We start from the raw sequence: 10,003 nt of genomic DNA, 5'->3' as shown, positions 1-10,003 counted from the left end.
CCGACGCAACCGTTCATCAAGAACCGGTTCAAGAAGCTCAAACCGCCGTTTTAGTGTGTCGCCATTGACCATGCCATAAGCATAGCAGCAGCCCTCAAAGTGAGACACTTATTTTGTGACAGGCCCTAAGCGGCCACCCCGGTGATCGCAAATGCCAATGCGCCACTGCAATGAGCAGTGCGCGTCAATGATAAAACACCCGCGATCAATCCCGATCGTCAATGATCAGAGCGAGTGCCGCGAATATCAGCATGCCGGTCGGGGAGATTGTCAGGCGCTAAGGCCCCATAGCCCGCGAATGGTTGCGATTCCTTGAGCGCCCTGCGCCCAGGCCTGGGGTACATCCTGCGGCGTTAGGCCCCCGAGGGCATAAACGGGTTGCTGTGCAGATTGCGTCAGGCGGGCAAATTCTTTCCATCCCAGCGGGCGGGCGTTTGGGTGACTGCGGGTGGCCTGCACGGGTGATAAGAACACATAATCAAGCTTTAAGGCGGCGGCGCGTGCCAGATCAGCCGCGTGATGACAGGATGCACCGAGCAAGCCGGTCCGGGCTTGCGCTTGGGGGGCGGCTGTGCGGTTATGCAACTGTGCCGCCGTCAGATGGAAGCCCTGGACTTCAGCGGCCAGGGAGGCGGGTATTGAGTCCGGCGTGCGGTTCAGCACCAGGAGTGCGCCATGCTTGTGGCATGCTTGTGCCACAGCCTGTGCCAGGGCGACAAAGGCTAGATCGCTGAGGTGGTGCGCGCGCAGCTGCACCAATGGGGAAGTCCCAGTGGGATTGATTGTGGAATCCATCATGGAACCGGCCGTGAGGGCCTGCTCCAAACTGGCCAGAAAGGCGGTACTGGCCTGCTTCTGGGTCGGATTGGTTGGGTCCGGTGCCCCCTCGGGAGTAATCAGACTCAGCGGCGGCAGCTGCAACGCGCGGATTACCGGTTGATCAGCGGGCGGGAAGTCCTCCGGTTGCAGCGCCGTGGCCGCACGCCAGGCCAGTGGTTGCCCTTCACAGCCTTGTGGTCGGCCCTGATAGCGCAGCACCCGATGCACATCCAGCAGAATGCGGCGGTCGCCATAGTCGTGCTCGATTTGAATCAGCGGTCGGCTGCTGACGACCTCAATGCCCAGTTCTTCGTGCAGTTCCCGCTTCAGTGCCGCTAGCGGAGATTCCTCCGGTTCGCGTTTTCCGCCTGGAAATTCCCAGTATCCGCCCTGATGCGCCTGAGTCGGGCGCTGGGCGATGAGCACGCGTCCCTCGGCATCGCTCAGGACGCCAGCGACGACATGAATGCGTGCCATGTCCCTTGGTGCCGTTGCCATTGCGGCTACCGGCTAGCGCCAGGATCGGTGGTGATCAGCTGCGATATTCGGCATTGATGCGCACATAGTCGTAGGACAGATCACAGGTTAGTATGCTGCTGTGTGCCGAACCGCGTCCTAGTCGCACGCCAATGCTAAAGGCATCCTGAGCCATTACCCGCGCGCCTTCGGCCTCACGATAGGCCGGATCACGTCCGCCGCTTGAGACAATGCAAACCTCATCCAGCCACAGACTGACCTGATCAATGGACAGCTCAGGCACCTCAGCGCGCCCCACGGCAGCCAAAATGCGCCCCCAGTTGGGATCGCCGGCAAAGAGCGCGGTCTTGACCAGGGGTGAGTGGGCAATGGTGGCTGCGACCGCGCGTGCTTCCTGCGTCGAGCGGGCTTCGCTGACCTCAATGCGCACCAGCTTGGTGGCACCCTCAGCATCGCGCACAATGGCGGTGGCCAGTTCCAGGCAGAGTTCATTAAGCGCCTGCTGAAAGGTCTGGGCGTGCGTTGAGCTGGGTTCCAGGGGCGCATTGCCCAGCTGCCCGGTGGCGGCGAGCATGCAGGCGTCATTGGTGGAGGTGTCTCCATCCACGCTGATGGCATTGAAAGAACCCGCCACCGCCTGCGTTAAGGCCGCCTGCAGAAACGGCGGCGTCACGGCGGCATCGGTGGCGATGAAGGCGAGCATGGTTGCCATGTTGGGACAGATCATGCCCGCCCCCTTGGCCATGCCGACCAGCGTGGCGTTCTGTTGACCAAGGCTGATGCGGCGCGATGCCACCTTGGGCTGGGTGTCGGTGGTCATGATGGCGCGCGCGGCGCCCGTCCAACCCGCGCCATCCAGCGTGGCAAAAAGCTGGGGCAGGGCGGCGGTAATGCGTTCAACCGGTAGGTCTTCGCCGATGATTCCGGTCGAGAAGGGCAGTACCTCGGTCTCGGTTACACCACCGGCTTGTGCCACGGCCTGACAGCACTGACGCGCCGCCGCCAGTCCGGCGGCTCCGGTACCGGCGTTGGCATTGCCGGAATTGATCAGCCAGTAACGCACCTGCCCCGGCCCCGAGGTCAGATGCGTTTTGGCCAGCACCACCGGTGCGGCACAAAAGGCATTGCGGGTAAAGACACCGGCGCATTGCGTCTCTGCTGCCAGTTCGATGAGCACCAGATCCTGGCGATTCGGGTAACGCACGCCAGCGGCGGTGCTGGCTAGCCGCACACCGTCAATCTGTGGGTTATTCATGATCGGCGTGGGTTCAGCCAAGCTTGCCATGACATTGCTTATACTTCTTGCCGGAACCACAGGGGCAGGGCTCATTGCGCCCGACCTTGCGCTCAGAGCGCATGAAGGGTTGCTGGCTGCCCTCGGCGTCTGTGCCGGATCGGCTCTGGTTGGGTGCCGGCGCTGCCGACGCACCCTCGGACTTATCAAGGCCGTCAAAGCTTTCGTGCTTGAACTCGAAGGCGCGTTCGCGCTCGGCCGGACTGGCCAGTTCTGGGGGCATCTGCACCTGCATGCGTGCCAGGGTGCGGATTACATCCTGTTTGATGCTGTCGAGCAGGGTCGAGAACATCTCGAAGGCTTCGCGCTTATACTCCTGCTTGGGGTTTTTCTGTGCATAGCCGCGCAGATGGATGCCCTGGCGCAGGTAGTCCATTTGCGCCAGATGCTCCTTCCATTGGGTGTCGAGCGTTTGCAGCATCACCGCCTTTTCGACCTGACGCAGATTCTCGGCCCCGGTCTGGCGCTCTTTGTCCTGATAGCGCGCGGTCAGCTCGTCGTGAATGCGCTGGCTCAGGCTTTCCTCGTGCAGCTCTGGGTCTTGATCGAGCCAGTGTTGGATGGGCCAGTCGCCGCCGAATTCGTCGATCAGCGCCTGGCTCAGCCCGGGCACATCCCATTGCTCTTCCAGGCTTTGCGGGGGAATGTGCTGGCCGATCAAGCGACCGAGCACATCCTTACGCATCATAGCGATGGTCTCGGAGATGTCGGTGGCGTCCATCAGTTCGCGGCGCTGCTGATAGATGACCTTACGCTGATCGTTGGCCACGTCATCATATTCCAGCAGCTGCTTGCGAATATCGAAGTTGCGTCCCTCAACCTTGCGCTGGGCGTTTTCAATCGCCTTGGTCACCCAAGGGTGCTCAATGGCTTCGCCGCCCTGCATGCCGAGCTTTTGCATCATGTTCGCCACCCGATCGGAGGCGAAGATGCGCATCAGGTTGTCTTGCAGTGACAGATAGAAGCGACTGGAGCCCGGATCGCCCTGTCGCCCGGAACGCCCGCGCAACTGGTTGTCGATGCGCCGTGATTCATGACGCTCGGTGCCAATGACATGCAGACCGCCGGCCTCAATGACGCGCTGATGGCGCGCTTTCCAGTCGCTCTGGATGCGTTCGCGCTCGGCTTGTGTGGCGTCCTGGGCCTGTTCGAGTTCGGCATCCAGGTTACCGCCAAGCACAATGTCGGTGCCGCGACCGGCCATGTTGGTGGCAATGGTCACCGCGCCCGGTTCGCCCGCGCGGGCGACGATGCCGGCCTCACGCTCATGCTGCTTGGCGTTCAACACCTCGTGGGGGATTTTCTCTTGATTCAAGAGCTTGGACACCAGCTCCGAGGTCTCAATCGAGGCGGTGCCGACCAGTACCGGCTGACCACGCTCGACACAGTCCTTGATGTCGTCAATGATCGCCTGGTACTTGTCATCCGGCCCCAGATAGACCAGATCGCCATGATCGGCGCGAATCATCGGCATGTTGGTGGGGATGACGACGACCTCTAGCCCATAAATTTGTTGAAATTCATAGGCTTCAGTATCCGCCGTGCCGGTCATGCCGGCCAGTTTGGGATAGAGCCGAAACAGATTCTGGAAGGTGATGGAGGCCAGCGTCTGGTTTTCCTGCTGGATGCTGACTCGCTCCTTGGCCTCAACCGCCTGATGCAGTCCCTCGGACCAGCGCCGCCCCGGCATGGTGCGGCCGGTAAACTCATCGACGATAATAATCTGCCCATCGCGGACAATGTAATCGACGTTTTTCTGAAACAGGGCATGGGCACGCAGGGCTGCGTAAACATGGTGCATCAGCGCGATGTTGGCGGCATCATAGAGGCTCTGGCCCTCGCCGAGCAGCCCCATCTCGGTGAGCATGTCCTCGACTTTCTGATGACCGTCCTCGCTCAGATAGACCTGACGGGCTTTTTCATCGACTGAATAATCACCAGGGCCGAAGTCGGGTTGGCCTTCTTCATTGGTGATGGGTTCTTGGCGTTCCAGCTTGGGCACGATCTGGTCGATCTGCACATAGAGTTCGACATTGCCCTCGGATGGACCAGAGATGATCAGCGGCGTGCGCGCCTCATCAATCAGGATGGAATCGACCTCGTCGATCACGGCATAGAAGGGATCACGTTGCACCCGCTGCTCGGGTGTGAAGGCCATGTTGTCGCGCAGGTAGTCGAAGCCGAACTCGTTATTGGTGCCGTAGGTGATGTCGGCATGATAGGTTTCACGTCGAGTGACCGGGCGCAGATGCCGAAAGCCGGCCGCCTCGCCGGTCTGCTGGGCGGGATCATGCGCCGGATCATAGAGGTAGGAGGCGGCATCCGGCCCCATGCCGCCGGAGGAGTTCACCACGCCGATCCGCAGCCCGAGGAAGTGATACACCTGTCCCATCCAGGCCGCGTCGCGGCGAGCGAGGTAGTCATTGACGGTGATCACATGCACGCCCTTGCCAGGCAGAGCATTCAAATAGGTGGCCAGGGTGGCAACCAGGGTTTTGCCCTCGCCGGTGCGCATTTCGGCGATCTTACCGGAGTGCAGCACCATGCCGCCGACCAGCTGTACATCAAAGTGGCGCATGCCGAGCACCCGCTTGGCGGCCTCACGCACCACCGCGAAGGTCTCCGGCAGCAAATCATCCAGCATGGCCCCGGCGGCCAGACGCGCACGGAAATCGGCGGTTTTGCCGCGCAGCGCCTCGTCGGTTAGGGCCGCTAGCTCCGGCTCCAGCGCGGTTATCTGCTCAGTGGTTTTCAGCAGCCGCTTCACCAGACGCTCATTACGACTGCCAAAAATCTTCTTAAAAATATTCATCCCCATAGGTGATTCTCAACGGAGGCACAAAATTACAAGCAGTATAGCGCCAAGCGCACGCCGGCCGCTATGGCACGACGGCGCTTAAAGCTTGGGTTACAACGGCGGGCGGCAGAGTGAAGCGAGTGGGAAGGGCGGCGATAACGCAGCCAGCGGCGGCTTTATAAGTGGGCGATTTGTGCCGAGCCGCGCGGATTCAGATAGGCTTTCGGATTCACCGGCTTGCCATGCTTGCGCACCTCGAAATGCACATGGGGTCCAGTGGAGCGCCCGGTGGAACCCAGGGCCGCGATTTGCTGACCGCGTTTGACTAGATCGCCTTCCTTGACCAGGTTGCGCTTGTTGTGTGCGTACCAGGTTTCCAGACCATTGCCGTGGCGAATTTCGACAATGTTCCCATAGCCTTGCTTGCGACCGGAAAACACCACCAGACCATCAGCCATGGCCACAATGGGAGAGCCTGATTTGGCGGCGATGTCGATGCCATTGTGCAGACTGCGCCGCCCGGTGATGGGATGGCGACGGTAGCCAAAGCCGGAAGTAATGACTCCACCCGAGCGCAGCGGCCAGCCCTCAGGCATGCTGTGCCGTACCAGATCGCGCTCCATAATCAGGGTTTCCAGCAGTCCGAGCTTGCGCTTGCGGTCATCCAGGGCCGCCAGTACCTTGGCCAGATCCTGGGCCACCTCGGATACGCGGTTTGGTGCGTCCTTGTAGTAATCCGGTCCCCCAGCGGCAGCTGGGTTTTCAAAGTCGAACTCGTCGCTGCTTAAACCTGCCATCTTGACTAGGCGCTGGCCCAGGGCATTGACGCGCAGCACCTCAGCCTGCACTTCCGCCACTCGTATGGCGATGGTATCAATGTGCGCTTGAATCTGGCGCCGTTTTTGTTCAAGTTCGAGCTGCGAGCTTTCAAGGTTGCGGGCGAGTGCCAGGTGCTGGTGCTCTGAAACCGGATCGCTGAGGCGATATTTGCCCAGCCAGTAACCAAAGCCACCAGCCATCAGGCTGGTAAGCATAATACTCAGCAGCACAACAGAGCTGAAACCTTGCTCGGCGGCAAAATGGTGACGTCGACGCATACGTTCTCCTGAAATGGGGTTCATACAACAAAAGTGTATCAATTAAAGGGAGGTGTTTGGCTTATTGTGTTCAGGGGGCCTCGGTGCCTTTGCGGTTCCCAAGGCCACTGACGTTCCTGGTGTTTCTTCCGGAATCCTGTCTTGTCTGGTAGATCCACTGCAAAACGTCAGAATTACGACAGGACGGAATCTCGGTGTCTGAATTTGATCTTTTGACGGCGGAGGTGGCGGCTGTTACACGCCAGTGGCGGCTCAGCTTCCAAGTCAATGCCAAGTGTCGATCACTGCATGCTGATTTCTCTACTGTCAATATCCGGGCAGACGATGTGGCTATGCAAAGAGGTGCTCCATGCTAAAGAAACTCACACCAGCCAAAAGTCTTGCCAAACTGCCACGCCAACAGATCCTTGATAAGCTGCTGCGTGAACTCACCGAGCGCGAAAAACTGCTCAAAACCGTCAAGCCGCTGCTGCCGCAGGACGTTCGCGATCATTGCTCCCAGGCCAGCATTAAGAACAAGTGCCTACTCTTGTTCGCCGATTCCCCAGTGTGGGCAGCAAAACTTCGGCTCTGCACTCAAGAGCTTCCACATGTGATGGGTCAACGCGGTTTTGTGCTCAAAAAGTGTCAGGTACGCGTTTCTCCACCGCTGTTAAGTGTTCGATCCTCAACTCAGGGGCCGCCACAAGGGCAGCGCAATGCCGCGCGCATTTCAGCGGCAACTGCTGCGCATCTCGAACAGGCGGCCCAAAGCATGCCTGATACACGTCTTGCGGCCTGCTTTCAGCGCATTGCTAACCATCAGCGTCGCACACTGGAGACGGGTTCGTCGTCGGGTGCCGGCATGGTGACTAACGCTGATGGGATATCAACATCCCCAGAGGAGGAAATTCCTGATTCAAAGTAAGGTTAGCCGATCAGGCGGCAAAAGGAAACTCTTCCCGTTGCAACAGCGCTTGCTTCCTCAGACGGCAGGAACGGGTTGTGCGTAACTGATGGGCAACTTTTTCGTATCGTCAAAAGTAACTTCTTCCCAGGCATCCTGATTGGCCAGCAGCGCACATAATAATTGGTTATTGATTGCGTGACCGGACTTATAGCCATGGAAGGCACCAATCAGCGAATAGCCTAGCAGGTACAGGTCGCCAATGGCATCCAGCATTTTATGTTTGACAAATTCGTTTTCGTAGCGCAGCCCTTCTTCATTCAGCACCCGGTAATCATCAACCACGACAGCATTGTCCATGGTGCCGCCAAGTGCCAAATTTTGCTGACGCAGGGCTTCAATATCACGCAAAAAACCGAAGGTTCGTGCGCGACTGATTTCTTTCACAAAAGAGGTTGTAGAAAAATTAATGCTGGCCGATTGCTCGCGTGATGCAAACGCCGGATGATCAAAATCAATGTTGAAGGAAACCTTGAAGCCGTTGAATGGGTCAAACTGGGCGAATTTATCACCGTCTTCGACGCGAATGCGTCGCTTGATGCGAATAAAGCGCTTGGGGCGCGATTGCTCCTCAATGCCGGCGGATTGAATCAGAAAGACAAAGGGGCCGGCACTGCCGTCCATGATGGGAACTTCTGGGGCACTGACGCGCACATAGGCATTATCAATGCCCAGCCCGGCAAAGGCTGCTAGCAGATGTTCCACCGTTGAGATGCGCACGCCATCGCGCACTAGGGTGGTCGATAAGCGGGTATCGCCGACATTGGCCGGAGACGCCTTGATCTCAACAGGCTCGGGCAGGTCATCGCGGCAGAATAGGATGCCGGTGTCCGGAGCGGCTGGAGACAGAGTGAGAAAGACTTTCTCGCCGGTATGCAAGCCGACGCCTGTGGCGCGGATGACATTCTTAAGTGTTCGCTGCCGGATCATTACTCTAAGGTTCTCCGTTTGCTGCGGCGGTCCCTGTGGTGTCGCCAATTGCTTGCTGATATAGGACGAATCGAGCCAGCGGGCTGCCGATCAGTCGCTTACGAAACCGAATCCGCAAGACCGGATGAACACCCGCATCCCTTGATTTTATACCAGTGGCATATTAGGGTTTTCCCGAAGAAGAATCAAGCGCTCTTTAGGAAAATCTTAGAATTTCAGCCGCTTGCATGCCTATAGCAAGTGGCTGTGGCGTGCCACTTGGAACCGGGTTGGCTATTGGATGGTTACTTAAAAGCACATAAACATCCACTCCGCTGCTGGCTGGCCAGGCGGGAATTACAGTATTTGTGGACAGCTTGATTGCAAATGAAAGGGTCGGTCATGCGTGCAACTTCGCTGACCGACCCCCCGGATGGCGGGCCGCTATGGTTAACTGCAGGTTGCGCTCAAACCTGCTGGTCCGACTAGTCCGCTTGACGTCGCAGAAAGGCGGGAATGTCGAGGTAATCCAGATCGGCGGCAGCCGATCCCTGCTCGCTGGCGGCGGCATTGGCGGCTGCGCGTTTGTTGCGAATGAAGGCTGGCTGATCCATGTCGCGATAATCCGGTGGTGTGGCGCGATCGCGTTCATTGGAAACCAGGCGCATCTTCGGCTGCTCCGCCCGCGCGGCGGCGGCACGCGCACCCAGTCCGGTGGCCACCACGGTCACGCGCATCTCTTTGTCCATGCTGGTGTCGATAACTGTACCCACAACCACAGTTGCATCATCATCGGCGAAATCCCGCACGGTATCGCCGACTTCGGTGAATTCGCCGATTGTCAGTGAGCTGCCAGCGGTGATGTTGACTAGAATGCCGCGCGCGCCGGACAGATCAATATCCTCCAGCAAGGGGCTGTTAATGGCGGCTTCCGCCGCTTCGCGCGCGCGCTCATCACCACTGGCCGCTCCGGTGCCCATCATGGCCACGCCCATTTCCGTCATGACCGTCTTGACGTCAGCAAAGTCAACATTGATAAGTCCCGGGCGGGTGATGAGTTCGGCAATGCCCTGGGTGGCGTTGCGCAACACATCATTGGCGGCACTAAAGGCGTTGAGCAGGGTCATTTCCCGGCCCAACACGGCGAGGAGTTTTTCGTTCGGGATGGTGATTAGCGAATCCACAGACTTGGCCAGCTCCTCAATACCCTGATCTGCCACCTTGCGGCGCTTGGCGCCTTCGAAGGGGAAGGGTTTGGTGACCACGGCTACGGTCAGAATGCCCAGTTCACGCGCAATCTGTGCTACCACAGGGGCGGCTCCAGTGCCGGTACCGCCGCCCATGCCAGCGGTGATGAATACCATGTCAGCGCCTTCGAGGGCGTCTTTGATACGGTCACGATCCTCTTCAGCGGCCGTGCGTCCCACCGCCGGATCGGCGCCGGCGCCCAATCCCTTGGTAATATCGGTGCCGAGTTGCAGGATGGTTTTTACATTGGAGTTTTCCAGTGCTTGGGCATCGGTGTTGGCGCAGATGAATTCGACGCCTTCGATATCAGACGCCACCATGTGATTGATGGCATTGCCGCCACCACCGCCAATCCCGATGACTCGGATGACTGCGGTTTGAGCTTGGTCGTCTATTAATTCAAAAGGCATAGCAGT

General features: G+C 58.8%; 7 protein-coding genes. 1 reads left to right on the top strand and 6 read right to left on the bottom strand.

Annotated features, from left to right (window positions below):
- Positions 1-270 precede the first annotated feature (270 nt).
- From CKO36_RS07890 to CKO36_RS07875, 4 genes are all read right to left on the bottom strand, one after another.
- Positions 271-1,296: a Nudix family hydrolase gene (locus tag CKO36_RS07890; protein ID WP_242469458.1), complete on the bottom strand. Its 1,026-nt coding sequence runs from the start codon at positions 1,294-1,296 to the stop codon at positions 271-273.
- A gap of 55 nt (positions 1,297-1,351) precedes the next feature.
- On the bottom strand, positions 1,352-2,551 hold the full coding sequence (argJ, locus tag CKO36_RS07885; RefSeq protein WP_200283017.1) for a bifunctional glutamate N-acetyltransferase/amino-acid acetyltransferase ArgJ: 1,200 nt from the start codon (positions 2,549-2,551) through the stop codon (positions 1,352-1,354).
- Positions 2,552-2,564: 13 nt separating this feature from the next.
- Positions 2,565-5,408, bottom strand: coding sequence for a preprotein translocase subunit SecA (gene secA / locus CKO36_RS07880; RefSeq protein WP_200283014.1), 2,844 nt, complete (start codon positions 5,406-5,408; stop codon positions 2,565-2,567).
- Positions 5,409-5,563: 155 nt separating this feature from the next.
- Positions 5,564-6,484 carry a M23 family metallopeptidase gene (locus tag CKO36_RS07875; protein ID WP_200282997.1) on the bottom strand — a complete coding sequence of 307 codons (921 nt, stop codon included), beginning with the start codon at positions 6,482-6,484 and terminating at the stop codon, positions 5,564-5,566.
- Between the two features lie 349 nt (positions 6,485-6,833).
- Between CKO36_RS07875 and CKO36_RS07870 the strand changes: the two genes are divergently transcribed.
- On the top strand, positions 6,834-7,391 hold the full coding sequence (locus tag CKO36_RS07870) for a DciA family protein (protein ID WP_200282994.1): 558 nt from the start codon (positions 6,834-6,836) through the stop codon (positions 7,389-7,391).
- 57 nt (positions 7,392-7,448) lie between these two features.
- Here the strand turns inward: CKO36_RS07870 and lpxC are convergent, their stop codons facing one another.
- Together lpxC and ftsZ are read right to left on the bottom strand one after the other, a co-directional pair.
- On the bottom strand, positions 7,449-8,360 hold the full coding sequence (lpxC, locus tag CKO36_RS07865) for a UDP-3-O-acyl-N-acetylglucosamine deacetylase (protein ID WP_200282991.1): 912 nt from the start codon (positions 8,358-8,360) through the stop codon (positions 7,449-7,451).
- A 464-nt stretch (positions 8,361-8,824) separates the two neighbouring features.
- Positions 8,825-9,997: a cell division protein FtsZ gene (gene ftsZ, locus CKO36_RS07860; protein WP_200282988.1), complete on the bottom strand. Its 1,173-nt coding sequence runs from the start codon at positions 9,995-9,997 to the stop codon at positions 8,825-8,827.
- Positions 9,998-10,003: the final 6 nt, after the last annotated feature.

Source organism: Rhabdochromatium marinum (genome assembly GCF_016583795.1).
GTDB lineage: Bacteria > Pseudomonadota > Gammaproteobacteria > Chromatiales > Chromatiaceae > Rhabdochromatium > Rhabdochromatium marinum.
Note: the sequence above shows the minus strand (reverse complement) of the source record. Positions and strands in the feature narration are given on the sequence as shown.

Bases quoted from the DNA above. Each gene is read 5' to 3' on its own strand.
- secA (WP_200283014.1), bottom strand. From the start codon at position 5,408: ATGGGGATGAATATTTTTAAGAAGATTTTTGGCAGTCGTAATGAGCGT.
- lpxC (WP_200282991.1), bottom strand. From the start codon at position 8,360: ATGATCCGGCAGCGAACACTTAAGAATGTCATCCGCGCCACAGGCGTC.
- argJ (WP_200283017.1), bottom strand. From the start codon at position 2,551: ATGAATAACCCACAGATTGACGGTGTGCGGCTAGCCAGCACCGCCGCT.
- CKO36_RS07875 (WP_200282997.1), bottom strand. From the start codon at position 6,484: ATGCGTCGACGTCACCATTTTGCCGCCGAGCAAGGTTTCAGCTCTGTT.
- ftsZ (WP_200282988.1), bottom strand. From the start codon at position 9,997: ATGCCTTTTGAATTAATAGACGACCAAGCTCAAACCGCAGTCATCCGA.
- CKO36_RS07890 (WP_242469458.1), bottom strand. From the start codon at position 1,296: ATGGCACGCATTCATGTCGTCGCTGGCGTCCTGAGCGATGCCGAGGGA.
- CKO36_RS07870 (WP_200282994.1), top strand. From the start codon at position 6,834: ATGCTAAAGAAACTCACACCAGCCAAAAGTCTTGCCAAACTGCCACGC.